The following is a 19452-nucleotide window of genomic DNA, read 5'->3' as shown; positions in this document are numbered from 1 at the left end:
GGTAACGAAAGAGGATAAACCGTGTCCCGTACTATTATGCTGATCCCTACCGGAACCAGCGTCGGCCTGACCAGCGTCAGCCTCGGCGTGATCCGCGCTATGGAACGTAAAGGCGTTCGTCTGAGCGTCTTTAAGCCTATCGCCCAGCCACGTGCCGGTGGCGATGCGCCAGACCAGACCACCACCATCGTTCGCAAGAACTCCAATCTGCCAGCGGCTGAACCGCTGAAGATGAGCCACGTTGAATCTCTGCTCTCCAGCAACCAGAAAGACGTGCTGATGGAAGAGATCATTGCCAACTACCACGCAAACGCGCAGGACGCGGAAGTGGTGCTGGTTGAAGGCCTGGTCCCGACCCGTAAACACCAGTTTGCCCAGTCTCTGAACTTTGAAATCGCGAAAACCCTGAACGCAGAGATCGTTTTTGTAATGTCTCAGGGCACGGATACCCCAGAGCAGCTGAAAGAGCGTATCGAACTGACGCGCAGCAGCTTCGGCGGTGCGAAAAACACCAGCATCACCGGCGTGATTGTTAACAAGCTGAACGCGCCAGTAGATGAGCAGGGCCGTACGCGTCCTGACCTGTCCGAAATTTTTGACGACTCCTCCAAAGCGAAAGTCATCAAAGTTGACCCGGCTAAGTTGCAGGATTCCAGCCCGCTGCCTGTTCTGGGCGCGGTGCCATGGAGCTTCGATCTGATTGCCACCCGTGCAATCGATATGGCGCGTCACCTGAACGCCACCGTGATCAACGAAGGCGATATCAACACCCGCCGCGTGAAGTCCGTAACCTTCTGCGCACGTAGCATTCCACACATGCTGGAACACTTCCGCGCAGGTTCACTGCTGGTGACCTCTGCTGACCGTCCAGACGTGCTGGTTGCAGCGTGCCTGGCTGCAATGAACGGCGTGGAAATCGGTGCAATTCTGCTGACCGGCGGCTATGAAATGGACGCGCGTATCAGCAAGCTGTGCGAGCGTGCGTTCGCCACTGGCCTGCCAGTCTTCATGGTGAACACCAACACCTGGCAGACCTCCCTGAGCCTGCAAAGCTTCAACCTCGAAGTGCCGGTTGATGACCACGAGCGTATCGAGAAAGTTCAGGAATACGTTGCGGGCTACATCAATGCGGACTGGATCGAATCCCTGACGGCGACCTCCGAGCGCAGCCGTCGTCTGTCTCCTCCAGCCTTCCGTTACCAGCTGACCGAGCTGGCGCGTAAAGCGGGCAAACGCGTGGTTCTGCCAGAAGGCGACGAACCACGTACCGTTAAAGCGGCAGCCATCTGTGCAGAACGCGGTATCGCGACCTGTGTGCTGCTGGGTAATCCGGATGAGATCAACCGCGTTGCGGCGTCTCAGGGCGTTGAGCTGGGCGCTGGCATTGAGATCGTTGACCCGGAAGTGGTTCGCGAAAGCTACGTTGCTCGCCTGGTTGAACTGCGTAAGAACAAGGGCATGACCGAAGCCGTTGCGCGCGAGCAGCTGGAAGACAACGTCGTGCTGGGTACGCTGATGCTGGAGCAGGACGAAGTTGACGGTCTGGTTTCCGGTGCGGTTCACACCACCGCGAACACCATCCGTCCACCGTTGCAGTTGATCAAAACCGCACCGGGCAGCTCTCTGGTCTCCTCCGTGTTCTTCATGCTGCTGCCTGAACAGGTTTATGTTTACGGCGACTGCGCGATCAACCCGGATCCAACCGCAGAGCAGCTGGCAGAAATCGCTATCCAGTCTGCGGACTCCGCGATTGCCTTCGGTATCGAACCGCGCGTCGCGATGCTCTCATACTCCACCGGTACCTCTGGTGCAGGCAGTGACGTAGAGAAAGTCCGTGAAGCGACCCGCATTGCGCAGGAAAAACGTCCGGATCTGATGATCGACGGCCCGCTCCAGTACGATGCCGCGGTAATGGCTGACGTGGCGAAATCCAAAGCGCCAAACTCGCCGGTTGCAGGTCGTGCTACCGTGTTCATCTTCCCGGATCTGAACACCGGTAACACCACCTATAAAGCGGTACAGCGTTCAGCAGACCTGATCTCCATCGGGCCAATGCTGCAAGGCATGCGCAAACCTGTGAACGACCTGTCCCGTGGTGCGCTGGTTGACGATATCGTCTACACCATCGCGCTGACGGCGATCCAGTCTTCGCAACAGCAGTAATGTTTTGCCGGATGGCGCTTCGCTTATCCGGCCTACAGGACCGTAGGCCCGGTAAGCGCCAGCGCCACCGGGCAACAAAAAGGCGACCACACGGTCGCCTTTTTTTATTACAACAGCTCCCGCGCCGCCGACACAATGTCATGTGCCGTCAGGCCATACTCCTTTTGCAAGAAGTCCTGCGTGCCCACCTGACCATATCGTTCCTTCACCCCCACCCGACGCAGGGGCACCGGACAGGTTTCCACCAGCACTTCCGCCACCGCCGACCCCAGCCCGTTGTGAATGCTGTGGTTTTCGCAGGTCACAATACGCCCGGTTTTCTCGGCATAGTTTTTCACCAGCATCCGATCGATAGGCTTCAGGGTAAACATGTCGATGACCGCTGCGCTTACCCCCTCCTGCTCCAGCTGGCGCGCCGCCTCCAGCGCTTCCGCCACCATAATGCCGTTAGCAATCAAGGTAATATCGGTTCCCTCGCGCAGCACGTTGCCCTTGCCGATGGTGAAGGTTGACCCCGGGGCATACACGCTCGGGGCCTGTTTACGGATGGTCCTCACCCAGTAGAAGCCTTCCAGGTCGATAAGCTGACGCAGCACATCTTCGAACATCACCGCATCGGTCACCTCCAGCACCACTGAATGCGCCAGACCGCGCACGATGCCCATGTCCTCGAACGACATATGCGTCCCGCCGTTGTGGCAGGCCGTCACGCCCGCATCCGAGGCAATCACCTTCACGTTATTGCGCTGGTAGTCCAGGGACATAAACAGCTGGTCGAAGCAGCGACGGCTGGCAAAGGCGGTAAAGGTATGGACGAACGGCTTACGTCCGGTGAGCGACAGCCCGGCGGCCGTCCCAATCACGTTAGCCTCCATAATGCCGCAGTTGATGACGTGCTGTGGATAATCACGCGCTACGCCGTCCATCGCCATCGAACTCATCAGATCCGCTTCGAGCGCAATAATCTCGCTCCCGGCCTCAATCTGTTTTGCCACAAAACCCGCGTAGACCTTACGCATCTCAACGGCATCTTTCTGTCCTGTCGGTGCAACCTTAATCATGTGAAGCCTCCAGTTGGCGAATCGTCTCGTTGAGCGCCGCTTTGCTCTCCTCAGTTAATCGCAGGTGATGCGAGTTGCTGAGCTGTTCCAGGTATGGCACCCCCTGCCCTTTGATGCTGTCGAGGATCACCACCCGCGGACGCGCATCGGCCGCAGGGATCGGCGCGGTCACCTCCAGCAGCGCCGGAATGTCATCCCCTTTCACCGTTACCACGTCAAAACCAAAGGCGCGGAATTTGCCTTCCAGGTCGAAGGCGCTGATGATTTCGTCCAGCTCGCCGTCGAGCTGCTGTTTGTTCCAGTCCACGAATACCGTCAGGTTGTTCAGTCGATGGTGAGCAATAAACTGGAAGGCTTCCCAGCACTGTCCTTCGTTCAGCTCCCCGTCACCGACGATGCAGAACACCCGGTTTGGCCTTCCTGCCAGCTTGTGCGACAGCGCCATGCCGCCAGCAATGGAGATCCCCTGCCCCAGTGATCCGGTGGTGGCATCCACGCCGCGTGTTTTCAGGCGATCCGGGTGACTTGGCAGACGCGTCCCGTTCTGGTTCAGCGTGCTCAGCTCGTCAATCGGGAAGTAGCCCTTAATCGCCAGCGTACTGTACAGCGCCGGGCCCGCATGGCCTTTCGACAGCACAAAGTAATCGCGCTCTGGCCAGTCCGGATCGGCCGGGTCAATTTTCATCACCGCGCCGTACAGCACCGCCAGCGTTTCAACGACTGACATGCTGCCGCCGTAGTGCCCAAAACCCAGCTGCGTAAGGGATTTCAGCGTCTCAAGGCGAATCTGACGCGCCAGTTCGGTTATTTCATTCTCATTCATGATTTGGCTCCGGGGTTTTCCTGCGCGTTACCGCTGGCAGGTTTGTTTTTAGCGAAGACGTTGTAGGCCACCAGCAGCGCGAACAACACAACAACCAGTCCGGTGATGGCAAACGGCGACAGGAAGCGCGCCAGGTTGCCCAGCACAATCCCGACCGCACCAAAATCAGCGTCCGAGAAGGTCGTATTCGCAAAGCCAATTGCGCCCAGAACAGGCAGCAGCAGGACCGGGAGGAAGGTGATCAGCAGGCCATTAGCAAAGGCGCCAATCATTGCCCCGCGGCGTCCACCGGTGGCGTTACCAAACACGCCCGCCGTTGCACCGGTGAAGAAATGCGGCACGACGCCCGGCAGGATCAACACCCAGCTAAACTGACCGCAGATGAACAAGCCCACAATCCCGCCGAGGAAACTAAACAGGAAGCCAATCAGCACCGCGTTTGGCGCATACGGGTAGACTACCGGACAGTCCAGCGCAGGCCGCGCATTGGGCACCAGTTTTTCCGAGAAGCCAGTAAAGGCCGGGACGATTTCCGCCAGAATCAGGCGCACGCCCTGCAAGATGATGAACACGCCTGCCGCGAAGGTGATGGCCATAATGATGGCGTACACCAGGTAGTTCTGGCCGCCGCTGAAGGTGGCCTCCACGTACTCACGTCCGGCGCTCACCGCCATGATCAGGTAGATAATCATCATGGTCAGGGAGATGGAGATTGAACTGTCACGCAGGAAGCTAAGGTTCTTCGGCAGGTTCATCTCTTCGGTGGAGCGCGAACCTTTACCGACCTTGCTGCCAATCCAGCCGGACAGCACGTAGCCCAGCGTGCCGAAATGACCGAAGGCGATCTCATCGTTGCCGGTAATACGCTTCATATAGCGCTGCGCAATCGCCGGGAAGAAGGCCATAATCAGGCCGAGGATCAACGAGCCGGTAAAGACCAGCCCGACCCCCTCGAAGCCTGCAACCGTCAGGATCACGCCAATCATGCATGCCATGTAGAAGGTGTGATGCCCGGTGAGGAAGATGTATTTCAGGCGGGTAAAGCGCGCAACAATAATATTCGCCACCATCCCGAAGGCCATAATGAGCGCGGTGGAAGCGCCATATTTTTCCAGGGCAATCGACACAATAGCTTCATTGTTGGGAATAATGCCCTGAATATTAAAGGCGTGCTCAAACATACCGCCGAGCGGATTTAATGAGCCCACCAGCACGGTTGCGCCGCCGCCCAGTACAATAAAGCCGAGAATGGTTTTAATTGTGCCTTTTACCACATCCGAAAAGGCTTTTTTCTGCGCCACAAGACCAATCAGGGCAATTAAACCGACCAGCACTGAAGGGACTTTTAAAATATCAACAACGAAGTTCAGCGTTTCAAGGATAAACATATCCACCTCGCCTTATCAGGATTATTGTCTTTCGAACCAGGCGCGCAACTGCGCTTCGAGTTCGTTAATATCGATGATATTGTTGATCACCACCAGCTGGCTTTCCGGCACGCTGGCGCTTGCGGCAATGTCTTTCGCCATTACAAACAGGTCCGCCGCGCCCGGCGTAGCCGAGGAGAGATCGGAGTGTTCAACCTCGGCCTCAATTTCCAGTTTTTTGAGCACCTTTTTAATATTCATTTCGACCATAAAACTGCTGCCCAGGCCGGAGCCGCAAATAGCCATGATTTTCATTGTTATCCCCTTTTTTGAGTAGAGTACGCCCCATCACGCTGACGCGTAATGTTGAGATGAATCGGATTAAATAATTAAATCAGAAGCGATCGATGATGGTTTTTATCTCCTCCAGCGTATTCGCCCGATGTAATTCAGCCATATCTTCGTCGCTGGAAAATAATTCCGCTAAGGCTGAGATCATTTCGATATGGCTATGCTTGTCCGGCGCCGCCAGCATCACAATCACATCGACGGGGTCAAACTCACCGGCACCAAAAGAGACACCCTGTTTCAGTTTTAATAATGACAGGCCAAGTCCTTTCGCCCCTTCTTCCGGTCGCGCATGGGGCATTGCCAGCCCTGGAGCCAGCACATAGTAGGGACCTAACGTGTGATGCTGCTCGATGATAGCCGTGACATATTCCGGCGCAATGACCTGCAAATCCAGCAGCGGTTTCGCGCACAGTTCCAGCGCCTGGGGCCAGCTTTCAACGCTATCCTGTAGGATGATGGTTGTATCATATATCCACTTTTTGAGCATTTTTCACTCCCGCTAAAGACCAGACATGGGCAAACTCTATTCAACCCATCAATTAATGACTGCGATCGCGATCACAAAGATAGCGCTACCAACAACTAACATGCAGAACTGTGATAGCGCTATCAAATTACTATCATGGTGCGAAATCACAGCAAAAAAAGGGATTTAAGGCGTATACTGCCTGTCACGTAAAATGAAGGATGAAACTGAATCGCGTCCTGTCAGCAGGAAGATGTATGTCTTTAACCCGAAAACGGCGCAGTACCGGAAAAGTAACGCTCGCGGATGTCGCGCAGCTTGCCGGCGTAGGCACGATGACTGTTTCCCGTGCCCTCCGCACGCCCGAACAGGTTTCCGATAAACTGCGTGAAAAAATTGAAGCCGCGGTGCAGGAGCTGGGATACATGCCCAATCTTGCCGCCAGCGCACTGGCATCGGCATCGTCATGGACGATTGCGATGGTTGTACCCAATCTTTCCGAAGCTGGCTGTTCCGAGATGTTCGCCGGGCTACAGCAGGTGCTCCAGCCAGCCGGATATCAGATCATGCTGGCGGAATCTCAGCATCGTCTTGAACAGGAAGAGAAACTGCTTGAAACGCTGTTGGCCTCGAACATCGCCGCGGCGATACTGCTCAGCGTCGAGCACTCTGATACCGTGCGACACTGGCTAAAAAACGCCTCTATCCCGGTGATGGAAATGGGTGCAATGCGTGCCGATCCGATTGATATGAATATCGGGATTGATAACGTCGCCGCCATGTATGAACTTACCGAGATGGTGATTCAGCGCGGCTACCAGAATATCGGCCTGCTGTGCGCTAACCAGGAACAGTGGATTTTTCAGCAGCATTTGCAGGGCTGGTACAAGGCGATGCTGCGCCACCACCTGGCGCCGAACAGAGTGATTAATGCCGCCATGCCGCCGAACTTCTCCACCGGCGCGGCACAATTGCCAGAGTTCCTGCTGGCGTGGCCGGAGCTGGATGCGCTGGTGTGCGTATCAGATGAACTGGCCTGCGGCGCGCTGTATGAGTGCCAGCGTCGGCGCATCAAGGTGCCGGACGATTTAGCGGTCGTAGGTTTTGGCGACAGCGACGTCAGCCGCGTCTGTCAGCCGCCGCTGACGACGATGGCAGTACCGCATCGCAAGATTGGGATTGAAGCCGGGAAAGCGTTACTGGAACGTCTTAATGACGGAGACTGGCGCGACCATAAACCCATCGCGTCCAGCCTGTGTCTGCGGGAAAGCTGTTAAGGCTTACTCAGCCTCTTCCTCTTTTTCCGCCTTATTTTCCGGTTTAGCGGATTCGTTTTTGGCGTTGCGGGTCATCCACAGCGCCAGTGCTTTAAGGGAATCCGGAGTGAATTCGTCGCAACGCGCGGTGATCTCTTCCGGCGTCATCCAGCTGACTTCGCTCACTTCCTCTTCCTGCAAGGCGAAAGGCCCATGGGAAACGCAGCTAAACAGCCCGCCCCAGACGCGACAATGCTCATCTTCGAAATAAAACTGCCCGTGCTCGGCAAACGGCACACCAGCGATACCTAACTCTTCTTCCGCTTCACGACGCGCGGAATCCAGCAGCACTTCATCGGCCTGCACGACGCCACCCGCTGTGGCATCCAGCATACCAGGAAGAAAATCTTTGGTGTCGGTGCGACGCTGGACCAGAATCTTGCCCATGCCGTCATGAACAACGATGTACGTCGCGCGGTGACGCAGACGCTCCGCACGCATTTGTTCGCGGCTGGCCTGCGCGATCACTTCATTTTCTTCGCTGACAATGTCAACCCATTCAGTACTTGCCAAATGATTCTGCTCCACCATCGGGAAACCTTCTCGTCTAAGCGCTCTTTCGGCGCGTTTGCAGTTGTGGTGTAACTTACGGATTAATCGCTATCTGCGCAATAACTTGCTGATCATTAAGTGCGATAACGCTTAATGTCCCGTCTTCATACATGCCGTAGCTTGCCGGGTTGCCGCCTTTAGGAATGCTGACAGACCCGGGGTTAAAGTGATAAAACGCCCCGCGCTTTTCCGCCACCGGAATATGAGTATGACCATAAACCAGGACATCGCCAGCGGCGAGTGACGGCAGGTTATCCGGGCCGAACAGGTGCCCGTGGGTCAGGAACAAACGGCTGTTTTCCATCAACACCTGTTGCCAGGGAGCGGTAATGGGAAAATGCAGCAGCATCTGGTCAACTTCACTGTCACAGTTGCCGCGAACGGCGATAATGCGCGAGGCAAAATGATTAAGTTTTTCCGCCACCTGTGCGGGAGCATAGCCTTCCGGCAACGCATTGCGTGGGCCGTGGTTTAACACATCGCCCAGGATCACCAGCCACTGCGCCCCGCTTTGGGCGAACAGAGAAAGCACGCGTTCGGTCGCGGGCAGCGATCCATGAATATCCGACGCAAACATCAGTTTCATCAGTTACTCCTCGGGAATACAGACTGCCCCTATCATACCTCAAGCGTCCCGTCTTATCAGCCCGCGCGCTTAGCAGAGAGTGCCAGATAGCGCTGTACCGACGCGCGTTGCCACTGGAATGTGGCGTAATCCACCAGCAGTTGTGGGACGTCATCCCCGTTGAGGATCAGGCGATTGAGCATCAGCGCCAGATCGGTGTCGGCAATACACCACTCGCCAAACAGGTTGGGGTTACCCTGCGCCAGCAGCGATGACGCAGTTTCGATCAGCTTCCGGGCGCTGGATAAGCCTTCCTCACTGAGGGCGGGCTTTTTGACGCCAGCGAACACCACGTCCGTGGAGCGTTCTGTGCGAATCGGCACCAGGTCGCTACGCAGCCACGCCTGGATCTGGCGGGCGCGGGCGCGCTTTTGCAGATCGTGAGGATAGATGCGTTCCCACTCAGGCGGGGCAAAGCGGTCCTCAAGGTACTCGTCAATCGCCGAAGATTCACTCAACTCAAAACCGTCGATCTCCAGCACAGGGACTCGGCGGGTGAGCGCGTAGCCCTGCCACTGAGGCTTCAGGTGTTCGCCGCTGTCCAGGTCAACGGTTTTCAGAGTAAAAGTAAGCCCCTTTTCTGCCAGCGCCACATAAACGCTCATGACATAAGGAGAAAAAAAGTTCGCATCGGACCACAACGTTATTACAGGCTGGCTCATAACATCCTCTTCGGCTGATCGGTTTTCACTCAACATATAATCTCTTTGCCTCGCTGTCACTTGATGAAAACTCACGATTTACAACAAGCACCTATACTGATTTTTCATGGCAACACTATTCGCACTGACAGGAGTTGAGAATGATAGATCTCTATTATGCCCCCACCCCTAATGGCCATAAGATCACACTCTTTCTTGAAGAAGCCGAAGTGGACTACCGGATCATTCGCGTGGATATCAGTAAAGGCGACCAGTTCCGCCCCGTTTTTCTGGCCATCTCGCCCAACAATAAAATTCCGGCCATCATTGATAACCTGCCCTCTGACGGCGGCAAACCGTTAAGCCTGTTTGAGTCCGGAGAGATTTTGCTCTATCTGGCAGAGAAAACCGGCAAGCTCCTGAGCGGTGAGTTGCGCGAGCGTCATCACACGCTGCAATGGTTATTCTGGCAGTCGAGCGGCCTCGGGCCGATGCTGGGGCAGAATCACCACTTTACGGCCTATGCGCCGCAGACGATCCCTTACGCCATTGAGCGATATCAGGTCGAAACCCAGCGCCTGTACGGGGTACTGAACCGTCGGCTGGAAAAATCACCGTGGCTGGGAGGTGAGCATTACAGCATCGCAGATATCGCCTGCTGGCCGTGGATCAACACCCATGAACGCCACCGGATCGACCTGGCCACTTATCCGGCGGTGAACAACTGGTTTGAGCGCATCCGGACCCGCCCGGCCACCGAACGCGCCATGCAAAAAATCCATCAGATTTGATCCTGCGCCCCGTTGGGTGCAGGTGTTCTCCTCATGTATGATGAGGTGAAAATACTGACACGGAGAAGACCTGCAATGTCCCAGCATGACGCTATTATTCGTATAAAAAACTTACGCTTACGCACTTTCATTGGTATCAAAGAGGAGGAGATCGCGAATCGCCAGGATATCGTGGTGAATGTAGTGATCCACTATCCGGCAGACAAGGCGCGCGCCAGCGAAGACATCAATGACGCGTTGAACTATCGCACGATCACCAAAAGCATCATCCAGTACGTTGAGAACAACCGTTTTGCGCTACTGGAAAAATTAACTCAGGATGTGCTCGACATCGCACGCGAACACCACTGGGTCACTTATGCTGAAGTGGAGATCGATAAACTTCACGCCCTGCGCTACGCCGACTCCGTCTCCATGACGTTAAGCTGGCAGCGCCAGGCGTAAACCTGGAGGTTGTATGAAGATCCTGCTCACCGGCGGTACGGGCCTGATTGGTCGCCATCTCATTCCACGTTTGCAGGCGTTGCATCACGACATTACCGTGGTCACGCGCAGCCCGGAGAAAGCGCGCCAGGTGCTGGGCACCGGCGTTGAGATCTGGAAAGGCCTGGCGGAAAGGCAGGATCTGAACGGCTTTGACGCCGTCATCAACCTTGCAGGCGAACCAATCGCCGATAAACGCTGGACCGAAGAGCAAAAACAGCGTTTATGCAGCAGTCGCTGGAATATGACCGAAAGGCTGGTTGAGCTGATTCGCAACAGCGAGACGCCGCCCTCGGTGCTGATTTCAGGCTCTGCTACAGGCTACTATGGCGATCTTGGTGAAGTGGTGGTGACCGAAGAAGAGCCGCCGCACAACGAGTTTACCCATAAACTCTGCGCCCAATGGGAGCGTATCGCCTGCGGGGCGCAGAGCGATAACACCCGCGTCTGCCTGCTGCGCACCGGCGTGGTGCTTGCTCCGAAAGGCGGTATTCTCGGTAAAATGTTGCCGCCGTTTAAAATGGGGCTTGGCGGGCCCATCGGAAACGGTCGTCAGTATCTGGCGTGGATCCATATCGACGATATGGTCAACGGTATTCTCTGGCTGCTGGATAACGACCTGCGCGGGCCGTTTAACATGGTGTCTCCGTATCCGGTACGTAATGAGCAATTTGCTCATGCCCTGGGTCATGCCCTGCATCGCCCGGCGGTGCTGCGCGTGCCTGCGACGGCGATTCGTCTGCTGATGGGTGAGTCTTCGGTGCTGGTACTGGGCGGGCAGCGCGCGCTGCCAAAACGGCTGGAAGCGGCCGGGTTTACGTTCCGCTGGTATGACCTGGAAGAGGCGCTGGGGGATGTGGTGCAGTGAATATGTTAAAGTTATACGCCATGTCTGGATGATATGGCGTAACTATGGCAACCATCACCACAACCCGGCTTAACCTCACCCCTTTCGAACCTTCTGACTGGGCATTCTTCCGCTCTCTGCGCGAAGACCCCGCCATCATGCGCTATATGGCCGCTATTACACCGGAAAAAGAGACGCGCCGCGTATTTGCCGCACGCCTGATGGCGGAGCATGTCTTTGTGATCCGTCTGCATAACGACGTTAAGCCGCTCGGGGATATCGGCCTGCAAATCAGTGCGGCGAACCGTGAAGAGGCGGATATTGGCTACACGGTTGTGCCTGCCGCGCAGGGAAAAGGCATTGCCAGCGAAGCGCTGCGCGCGGTGTGTGAGTATGCATTTAACCAGACGGGCGTGAAGGCGATAAACGCGTACGTGCTGGCGGATAACGTCGGGTCGGTGCGGGTCCTTGAGAAAGCGGGTTTTGTGCGCACGCAGGTGCTGGAGAAGGCGTACGAGATTAACGGCGTACGGTATGACGACTGGGTGTATCGGCTCGAGTGTTGAATGCCGGGCGGCACTGCGTTTGCCCGGCCTACGGTTTTTGTAGGCCCGGTAAGCGAAGCGCCACCGGGCAATTGGGCGGCTCTGCGGCCTGATGCCCTCACCCCGGCCCTCTCCCACAGGGAGAGGGAGAAAGGCCAAACCTACTTCAACGAGCCTTTCAGGAACTGCTGCAAACGCGGGCTTTGCGGGTTCGCCAGCACTTCGTCCGGATGCCCCTGCTCTTCTATCTTGCCCTGATGCAGGAAGATAACGTGGTTAGAAACGTTACGGGCGAAGCCCATCTCGTGCGTCACCACCACCATCGTTTTGCCCTCTTCCGCCAGCTTCTGCATGATGCGCAGCACTTCGCCAACGAGTTCAGGATCCAGCGCGGAAGTCGGTTCGTCAAACAGCAACACTTCCGGCTCCATCGCCAGCGCACGGGCGATAGAAACACGCTGCTGCTGCCCCCCTGACAGGTGCACCGGATATTTGATCTGCTGCCGCTCGTCGATACCCACTTTCGTGAGGTATTTGACCGCACGCTCGCGGGCTTCCTGCTTGCTTAAGCCGAGCACCTGAACCGGCGCTTCCATCACGTTCTCCAGCACCGTCATGTGGCTCCAGAGATTGAAGTGCTGGAACACCATTGTCAGACGCGTACGCAGCAGTCGTAGCTGATTTTTATCCGCCACTTTAAGCTGGCCGTCTTTATCACGGACCATGTTGATGTTCTGTCCGCTCACCACAATTGACCCTTCGCTCGGCTTTTCGAGGAAGTTGATGCAGCGCAGGAAGGTACTTTTACCCGAACCTGATGAGCCGATAATACTGATCACGTCGCCCGCGTTAGCCTCCAGCGACACCCCTTTCAGCACTTCATGTTCGCCGTAGCGCTTGTGCAAATCAATTACGTTTAATTTGTTCTCAGCCATCATAAATTCTCAGTGCGTCGACGGTTTTATATGCTGCAACCAGCGTTTTTCAGCCTTACGGAACAGGCTGATCAGGACGTAAGAAATGATCAAATAGAGCACTGCTGCAATGCCAAACGCCGTAAACGGCTGGTAGGTGGCAGAGTTAATATCGCGGGCAATCTTTAACAGATCCGGTACCGTGGCGGTAAACGCCAGTGCCGTCGAATGCAGCATTAAAATCACTTCGTTGCTGTACGCCGGCAGCGCAATACGCAGCGCCGAAGGCAGAATAATACAGCGGTAGAGCTTCACGGACGAGAAGCCGTACGCGCGCGCCGCCTCGATCTCACCGTGCGGCACAGAACGGATGGCCCCGGCGAAGATCTCGGTGGTATAGGCGCAGGTATTGAGGGTCAGCGCCAGCACCGTACAGTTCAGACCGCTGCGGAAGAACGCATTCAGCATTTCAGTGCCTTTTACGATCTCAAGCGTGTACATCCCGGAATAGAACACCAGCAGCTGTACGTACAGCGGCGTACCGCGAAACACGTAGGTGAACAGCCAGATAGGGAACTGAATAAATTTATTGTTCGACACGCGGCCAATGGCAAGAAACACCGCCAGAATGCCGCCCATTACCACCGAGGAGATCAGCAGCCACAGCGTGATCGCCACGCCAGTAAAGCGGTAGCCATCCGTCCAAAGCAGGGATTTCCAGTACTCCTGAATAATCTCAATCACAGGTCAGCCCTCTTCACACCCACGGAGTAGCGACGTTCAAGCAGAAGCAGCACACCATTGGAGACGGTCGTAAAGACCAGATAGATTAGGCCGCAAACCACCGCAAAATAGAACGGTTCCCAGGTGCTTTTACCTGCCAGCTGCGTGGCCTTCACCACATCTTCCAGACCCAGCAGGGAGACCAGCGCCGTTGCCTTGAGAATAACCTGCCAGTTGTTCCCGATGCCCGGCAGCGCGTAGCGCATCATGGCCGGGAACATGATCCGGCGAAACGTTTGTGAGGAGGTAAAACCGTAGGCGGTCGCCGCTTCAATATGCCCTTTCGGCACGGCCATGTAAGCGCCGCGGAAAGTCTCAGTGAAATAGGCACCGTAGATAAAACCAAGGGTAATAATACCGGCCACCATCGGGTCGATATCGATCTGCTCCATGCCGATGGCATCCGTTACGCCGTTAAGTGCGATTTGCAGGCCGTAAAAGATCAGCAGCATCAGCACCAGGTCTGGCACGCCGCGAATCAGCGTGGTATAGCCTTCAAATATCAGCGCCAGCGGTCTGTTGGCGGATAATTTAGCCCCCGCGCCCGCCAGGCCTATCAGCACCGCCAGCACCACGGAGCTGATAGCCAGCTCAAGGGTGACAAGCGCGCCCTGTAAAATAACGCCAGAAAATCCGTACAGCATACCGCGTGCCCTGTCGTCTCGTGAGTGGTGGAACCGTGTCTTTTCCCCTCCCGGAACGGGAGGGGCCGCACGTTATCAGACGGGGCGATTAGCCGCCGTAAACATTAAAATCGAAGTACTTTTTCGCCAGCTTGTCATAGGTGCCGTCCGCGCGCATCTCGGCGAACGCTTTGTTCAGGGCTTCACGCAGTTCGTTGTCTTCTTTACGCAGGCCCATACCGGTGCCAACGCCAAAGAGTTTTTCGTCCTTAATGGACGGACCGCCGAACTTGTAATCTTTACCCACAGGCTGTTTCAGGAAACCTTCGCTTGCCGCCACTTCATCCTGGAATGCTGCATCAATGCGGCCTGCCGTCAGGTCTGCGTAGATGTTTTCCTGGCCCTGGTAAGAGACAATTTCAATCCCCTTTGGCGCCCAGTGCTCGTTGCCGTAGGTTTCCTGCGTAGTACCCTGCAACACGCCCACGCGTTTGCCTTTCAGAGATTCAAGGGTTGGCTGAATGTCAGAGGATTTCGCCACCACCAGACGTGAGTCCGCCGCGTAGAGTTTGTCCGTGAAGGCAATCTCCTGCTGACGTTTTTCAGTGATGGACAGGGAGGACATGATCACGTCAATTTTCTTCGCTTTCAGAGACGGGATCAGCGCATCCAGCGGGTTTTCAACGTAGGTACATTGCGCTTTAATGCGTTTGCACAGCTCGTTAGCCAGATCGATGTCAAAACCGACCAGTTCCCCCTTCGCATTCTTCGATTCGAAAGGTGCATAGGTTGGGTCAGTTCCAATACGAATTTTCTGCGGAATTGCTGCGAATGCCGCGGTGGCGCTGGAAAAAGCCAGTACCAGAGAAAGTGACAACACCAGTTTTTTCATATCTGTCCTCAACAAACTGTCTTAATACGAGATTTTTACGACGACGGGGTGTTGTTAATGTGCCATTAATCCCCTCATTCAGGCAAAGATTAATGCCTTTGTACGGGAATTTTTGCATTATAAATGCTTAACTATGCACACAGCGATCCAGCATGGTGCATGCGTTGCACCATACTGGAACACAACCCCACAGAGATGCACCACTTCAGTGCATCTCATTCAGGCATTAATCACCGTAGACGTTGAAATCGAAGTATTTCTTCGCCAGTTTGTCGTAGGTACCGTCTTTACGCAGCTCATTAAACGCTTTGTCGAAGGCGGCTTTCAGCTCGGTATCATCCTTACGCAGGCCAATACCGGTACCGTCGCCAAAGTATTTTTTGTCTTTTACCGACGGGCCGGCAAAGGCGTACTCTTTACCCGCAGGCTGTTTCAGGAAGCCTTCGCTCGCGGCGACTTCATCCTGAAACGCGGCATCCAGACGGCCTGCCGCCAGGTCAGAGTAGATCAGATCCTGGTTCTGGTAAGCCACCACATCGACGCCCTTCTCGCGCCAGTTTGCATTGGCGAAACCTTCCTGGGTCGAGCCCTGAAGCACGCCAACATGTTTGCCTTTCAGCGAGTCGATGGTCGGCTGGATTGGCGAGCCTTTCGCGGCAATCAGACGTGAGTCGGCAGCGTAGAGCTTCTCAGAGAAGGCAATCTCCTGCTGACGTTTTTCCGTGATGGAGAGAGAAGAGATAATGGCATCAATTTTCTTGGCTTTCAGCGACGGGATCAGCGCGTCAAAGTCACTGCCCACCCATGTGCATTTCACTTCCATGCGTTTGCACATCTCATTTCCCAGATCGATATCAAACCCCACGAAGTCGCCTTTCGCATCCTTGGAGGAGAATGGCGCGTAGGTTGCGTCTGTACCGATACGAACTGTCTGTGGAAGCGCTGCATAGCTACTTGCTGCCGCACTCAAGCCCACGAGCAAAGACAGAGCCAGAACCGTCTTCTTCATACATTTACCCTCAAGAACCGTGATTTTATTATGGTTTATGTTGTGTGTTGTGTTGCAGGCTGCTCTTGCAGGTCTTATGCCACATTGTCGTCGGGATAAAACTACGACGTTAAATATGTTAATAAAACGTTGCGATACTGCCTTAATGGTGAAAGATAGCAGGTCTGCCGAACGAACCGGAAAGAGAAAAAAGGAAAAAGCGAATTAAATGTCGAGGATATGATCGCGGTTGCAGTTTTGCCCTGAAACAGGGCAAATTGTCTTTCCATGCACCTTGTTTGTGCACAGCTTCACGCCCCCTGCCAGCGGGTAAAGAGATCTTCCGGCAGGTCGATATCGAACTGATCCAGCACGCGGTTAACGGTCTGGTTGATGACATCATCCAGCGTTTGCGGACGATGATAGAACGCGGGGACCGGCGGCATAATCACGGCACCCAGTTCGGCTGCCTGCGTCATTAAACGCAGATGTCCCAGGTGCAGCGGCGTTTCCCGCACGCAGAGCACCAGAGGACGACGCTCTTTCAGCACCACATCCGCTGCACGCGTCACCAGCGTGTCGGTATAGCTGTTTACAATGCCGGAAAGGGTTTTAATCGAACAGGGCAAAATAACCATGCCGGCCGTTTTAAACGAGCCCGAAGAGATGCTGGCGGCGATATCGCGGGCATCGTGGACAACGTCAGACAGGGCCTGAACGTCGCGCAGAGAGAGATCGGTTTCAAGAGAGAGGGTCTGACGCGCCGCCTGGCTCATCACCAGATGGGTTTCTACGCCTGCAACGTCACGCAGCACCTGTAACAGCCGGACGCCATAAATCGCGCCGCTGGCACCGCTGATCCCTACAATGAGTCGTTTCATGATTTTCGCCCTTGCTGATTTCAGGGCAGACTGTGCAGGATTTTACGGGGAGTTGCAAGTGAGGGCGAGCGCCCTCACCTGCATACGCATCAACCTTCGTTGTGCATCTCTAAGCTTTCGAGATCGTTTTGCAGCTGGACGGCTTTCGCATCGTCGTTACGCAGAGAATCCAGATAGTCGAGATACTGCTGGTCAACGTCTTTCGTCACGTAGATCCCATTGAATACCGAGCATTCGAACTGCTGAATATCCGGGTTCTCGGCGCGCACCGCGTCGATCAGATCGTTCAGATCCTGGAAAATCAGACCGTCGGCACCGATGATCTGCCGGATTTCGTCTACTTCACGACCGTGAGCAATCAGCTCGTTAGCGGTTGGCATATCAATGCCATACACGTTCGGGAAGCGAATTTCCGGCGCTGCGGAGGCAAGATACACTTTCTTCGCCCCGGCCTCACGCGCCATCTCGATGATCTGCTCAGACGTCGTGCCGCGCACAATAGAGTCGTCCACCAGCAGCACGTTCTTGTCGCGGAACTCGGCGCGGTTAGCGTTCAGCTTACGACGTACTGACTTACGACGCAGCCGCTGGCCCGGCATGATAAAGGTGCGGCCCACGTAGCGGTTTTTCACGAAGCCCTGACGGTACGGCTTGTCCAGAATACGGGCAATCTCCAGCGCGATATCACAGGAGGTTTCAGGGATTGGGATGACGACGTCGATGTCGAGATCGTCCCACTCGCGGGCAATCTTCTCGCCCAGCTTCGTCCCCATATTGACGCGCGCGCTGTAAACGGAAATCTTGTCGATGAACGAGTCCGGACGCGCGAAGTAAACGTATTCGAACAGGCACGGGTTGCTCACCGGATTGTCGGCGCACTGACGGGTAAACAGCTGGCCCTTCTCAGTGATGTAGACCGCTTCGCCTGGCGCGACATCACGCAGGAATTCGAAGCCCAGAGTATCCAGCGCCACGCTTTCGGAGGCAACCATGTACTCGGAACGGCCATCGCCGAGATCACGTTTGCCGAGCACCAGCGGGCGAATGCCGTTTGGATCGCGGAAGGCCACCATGCCGTGACCGATGATCATCGCCACGCAAGCATACGCGCCACGGATCTGGCGATTAGTCGCGGCAACGGCGGCAAAAATGTTGTCTGCTTCCAGCGGATAATGGCGGAAGTTATCCAGCTCGCTGGCAAAGATATTGAGCAGGATTTCAGAATCAGAGGTGGTGTTAATGTGGCGACGTTTCTCTTCAAACAGCTTTTTACGCAGCTCGTGGGCATTGGTCAGATTGCCATTGTGGGCAAGCGTGATGCCATACGGGGAGTTAACGTAAAAAGGCTGAGCCTCAGAGGCGCTGGAACTGCCAGCAGTAGGATAACGAACGTGACCGATCCCCATATTACCTTGCAGACGCTGCATATGGCGGGCTTCAAATACATCGTTTACCAGGCCGTTCGCCTTGCGTAAACGGAAGCAGTTGTTTGCATCAATGGTGATGATACCCGCAGCATCCTGCCCACGGTGCTGAAGCACCGTTAACGCGTCATAAATCGACTGGTTTACCGGCATGAAACCGGCGATACCGACAATACCGCACATTCGTCTTTTCCTCGTTAAGCCACATCTCAGGGTTTATGCCCTGGGCAAGAAACTCGACGAGCTTTGCAGATAGTCAAAGAACCATCTGATGATGAAGCTGAACTCCGGAATGAGCTGCGATTTTTGCCAGTCTTCACTTTTGGAGAACCCGGTAAAGGTATCCAGGAAGAACAGGATCGCGGCCACAATGAGCACGCCTCGCAACGCGCCGAAACAGATGCCGAGCACCCTGTCCGTTCCTGACAGACCGGTTTTCTCGACCAGCTGACCTATCACGTAATTGACGATAGCGCCGACAATCAGCGTCGCGATAAACAGCACCGCGATGGCGATTCCGTTTCGGACCAGTTCATCTTCAAAGCCCGTGAACCAGACAGACAGGTAAGTGTAGTAATGACTGGCAACAAAGAAAGCACAACCCCAGGTTACCAGCGATAACGCTTCACGAACAAAGCCACGGATCAGGCTAACCAGACAGGAAAAACCAATCACCGCAATGATGGCGTAATCAATCCAGACCATATGTGTCCCACGATTTAACGCCCTGTCATCCAGTTCGGGGCGAATTCTAACAGAAAAAGAAAACGTTTGCGTAGGGATTTCCTTCCCACGCGTAAATAAAAAAGGCGCTGAAAAAATGCTCAACGCCCCGCACCTTTGACGTTTCTGTGAACGTCTGCCTCCCCCTCACCTCGGCCCTCTCCCTCAAGGGAGAGGGAGTAAACCGCCCCCT

The 19452-nt window shown here is 55.3% G+C and carries 22 protein-coding genes; 6 read left to right on the top strand and 16 right to left on the bottom strand.

Annotated elements, in window-relative coordinates; all coding sequences use genetic code 11:
• Positions 1–21: 21 nt before the first annotated feature.
• Positions 22–2163, top strand: coding sequence for a phosphate acetyltransferase (gene pta / locus ACOTX1_RS01040; protein ID WP_022651538.1), 2142 nt, complete (start codon positions 22–24; stop codon positions 2161–2163).
• 107 nt (positions 2164–2270) lie between these two features.
• On the opposite strand, the gene ACOTX1_RS01035 is transcribed toward pta, so the two are convergent.
• From ACOTX1_RS01035 to ACOTX1_RS01015, 5 genes are all read right to left on the bottom strand, one after another.
• Positions 2271–3224, bottom strand: coding sequence for a transketolase family protein (locus ACOTX1_RS01035; protein WP_003861452.1), 954 nt, complete (start codon positions 3222–3224; stop codon positions 2271–2273).
• Positions 3217–4047 carry a transketolase gene (locus ACOTX1_RS01030; RefSeq protein ID WP_022651539.1) on the bottom strand — a complete coding sequence of 277 codons (831 nt, stop codon included), beginning with the start codon at positions 4045–4047 and terminating at the stop codon, positions 3217–3219. Before ACOTX1_RS01030 ends, ACOTX1_RS01035 begins: the two co-directional genes overlap by 8 nt.
• A complete protein-coding gene (locus ACOTX1_RS01025) occupies positions 4044–5435 on the bottom strand; it encodes a PTS ascorbate transporter subunit IIC (RefSeq protein WP_022651540.1) in 1392 nt (463 codons plus the stop codon). Before ACOTX1_RS01025 ends, ACOTX1_RS01030 begins: the two co-directional genes overlap by 4 nt.
• A gap of 21 nt (positions 5436–5456) precedes the next feature.
• A complete protein-coding gene (locus tag ACOTX1_RS01020) occupies positions 5457–5729 on the bottom strand; it encodes a PTS sugar transporter subunit IIB (protein ID WP_003861447.1) in 273 nt (90 codons plus the stop codon).
• Positions 5730–5808: 79 nt separating this feature from the next.
• Positions 5809–6252, bottom strand: a complete 444-nt coding sequence (locus ACOTX1_RS01015; RefSeq protein WP_022651541.1) for a PTS sugar transporter subunit IIA — start codon at positions 6250–6252, stop codon at positions 5809–5811.
• 236 nt (positions 6253–6488) lie between these two features.
• Between ACOTX1_RS01015 and ACOTX1_RS01010 the strand changes: the two genes are divergently transcribed.
• A complete protein-coding gene (locus ACOTX1_RS01010; RefSeq protein ID WP_003861441.1) occupies positions 6489–7508 on the top strand; it encodes a LacI family DNA-binding transcriptional regulator in 1020 nt (339 codons plus the stop codon).
• A gap of 3 nt (positions 7509–7511) precedes the next feature.
• Here ACOTX1_RS01010 and yfcD read toward each other — a convergent pair whose 3' ends face one another.
• Genes yfcD through yfcF form a run of 3 tightly spaced genes read right to left on the bottom strand, consistent with a single transcriptional unit; the run spans position 7512 to position 9386 of the window.
• Positions 7512–8078 (bottom strand): NUDIX hydrolase YfcD, encoded by a 567-nt coding sequence (gene yfcD, locus ACOTX1_RS01005; RefSeq protein WP_003861439.1) that lies wholly within the window; start codon positions 8076–8078, stop codon positions 7512–7514.
• Between the two features lie 55 nt (positions 8079–8133).
• Positions 8134–8685, bottom strand: coding sequence for a phosphodiesterase (gene yfcE / locus ACOTX1_RS01000; protein ID WP_017692997.1), 552 nt, complete (start codon positions 8683–8685; stop codon positions 8134–8136).
• 56 nt (positions 8686–8741) lie between these two features.
• Complete coding sequence (gene yfcF, locus ACOTX1_RS00995) at positions 8742–9386, bottom strand: glutathione transferase (protein WP_003861435.1); 645 nt, start codon at positions 9384–9386, stop codon at positions 8742–8744.
• 140 nt (positions 9387–9526) lie between these two features.
• Between yfcF and yfcG the strand changes: the two genes are divergently transcribed.
• The 4 genes from yfcG (at position 9527) to ACOTX1_RS00975 (ending at position 12052) form a co-directional block, all read left to right on the top strand.
• Positions 9527–10156, top strand: a complete 630-nt coding sequence (gene yfcG, locus ACOTX1_RS00990; protein ID WP_003861434.1) for a GSH-dependent disulfide bond oxidoreductase — start codon at positions 9527–9529, stop codon at positions 10154–10156.
• Between the two features lie 75 nt (positions 10157–10231).
• A complete protein-coding gene (gene folX / locus ACOTX1_RS00985; protein ID WP_003861432.1) occupies positions 10232–10600 on the top strand; it encodes a dihydroneopterin triphosphate 2'-epimerase in 369 nt (122 codons plus the stop codon).
• Between the two features lie 13 nt (positions 10601–10613).
• Complete coding sequence (locus tag ACOTX1_RS00980; RefSeq protein ID WP_003861430.1) at positions 10614–11507, top strand: TIGR01777 family oxidoreductase; 894 nt, start codon at positions 10614–10616, stop codon at positions 11505–11507.
• Between the two features lie 44 nt (positions 11508–11551).
• Entirely contained in the window at positions 11552–12052 is a 501-nt protein-coding gene (locus tag ACOTX1_RS00975; RefSeq protein WP_022651543.1) for a GNAT family N-acetyltransferase, read from the top strand.
• Between the two features lie 140 nt (positions 12053–12192).
• On the opposite strand, the gene hisP is transcribed toward ACOTX1_RS00975, so the two are convergent.
• From hisP to cvpA, 8 genes are all read right to left on the bottom strand, one after another.
• A complete protein-coding gene (gene hisP, locus ACOTX1_RS00970; protein WP_032634214.1) occupies positions 12193–12966 on the bottom strand; it encodes a histidine ABC transporter ATP-binding protein HisP in 774 nt (257 codons plus the stop codon).
• A gap of 9 nt (positions 12967–12975) precedes the next feature.
• Entirely contained in the window at positions 12976–13689 is a 714-nt protein-coding gene (locus tag ACOTX1_RS00965; RefSeq protein ID WP_003861424.1) for an ABC transporter permease, read from the bottom strand.
• On the bottom strand, positions 13686–14372 hold the full coding sequence (locus tag ACOTX1_RS00960; RefSeq protein WP_003861422.1) for a histidine ABC transporter permease HisQ: 687 nt from the start codon (positions 14370–14372) through the stop codon (positions 13686–13688). Before ACOTX1_RS00960 ends, ACOTX1_RS00965 begins: the two co-directional genes overlap by 4 nt.
• Positions 14373–14460: 88 nt before the next feature.
• Complete coding sequence (hisJ, locus tag ACOTX1_RS00955) at positions 14461–15243, bottom strand: histidine ABC transporter substrate-binding protein HisJ (protein ID WP_003861421.1); 783 nt, start codon at positions 15241–15243, stop codon at positions 14461–14463.
• Between the two features lie 226 nt (positions 15244–15469).
• Positions 15470–16252, bottom strand: a complete 783-nt coding sequence (argT, locus tag ACOTX1_RS00950; protein ID WP_003861418.1) for a lysine/arginine/ornithine ABC transporter substrate-binding protein ArgT — start codon at positions 16250–16252, stop codon at positions 15470–15472.
• 290 nt (positions 16253–16542) lie between these two features.
• Positions 16543–17112, bottom strand: a complete 570-nt coding sequence (locus ACOTX1_RS00945) for a UbiX family flavin prenyltransferase (protein ID WP_023314587.1) — start codon at positions 17110–17112, stop codon at positions 16543–16545.
• Between the two features lie 89 nt (positions 17113–17201).
• Positions 17202–18719 (bottom strand): amidophosphoribosyltransferase, encoded by a 1518-nt coding sequence (purF, locus tag ACOTX1_RS00940; protein ID WP_023314588.1) that lies wholly within the window; start codon positions 18717–18719, stop codon positions 17202–17204.
• Between the two features lie 33 nt (positions 18720–18752).
• Positions 18753–19241, bottom strand: coding sequence for a colicin V production protein (gene cvpA, locus ACOTX1_RS00935; RefSeq protein WP_000262116.1), 489 nt, complete (start codon positions 19239–19241; stop codon positions 18753–18755).
• Positions 19242–19452: the final 211 nt, after the last annotated feature.

Source organism: Enterobacter cloacae complex sp. IR5401 (assembly GCF_049238425.1).
Lineage (GTDB): Bacteria > Pseudomonadota > Gammaproteobacteria > Enterobacterales > Enterobacteriaceae > Enterobacter > Enterobacter hormaechei_C.
This window is presented reverse-complemented; position numbering and strand designations above follow the sequence as displayed.